The following is a 228-nucleotide window of genomic DNA, read 5'->3' as shown; positions in this document are numbered from 1 at the left end:
TCCTACTACTCGGGACTTCTGTATATGGTCGCTGTCTCAGCTATGAATTGGAATCCTGAGATCGCCCTCTACAGGGAAAGACTGCTCAAAAAGGGCAAGCCGAAGCTCGTCATCATCAATAACATTAAGAATAAGCTGATCACTATAATATGGGCAATGGTGAAGAACGACACCTTATATGACCCCGACCACCACGTCAAAGTAGCTCAACAATATCAGACCGCATAA

Annotated in this window: 1 pseudogene; it reads left to right on the top strand. The window is 44.7% G+C overall.

Annotated features, from left to right (window positions below):
* Positions 1 to 228, top strand: a pseudogene (locus HMPREF2890_RS01420) (hypothetical protein); the annotation flags it as partial.

This window comes from Porphyromonas sp. HMSC065F10 (assembly GCF_001808555.1).
Classification (GTDB): domain Bacteria; phylum Bacteroidota; class Bacteroidia; order Bacteroidales; family Porphyromonadaceae; genus Porphyromonas_A.
Note: the sequence above shows the minus strand (reverse complement) of the source record. Positions and strands in the feature narration are given on the sequence as shown.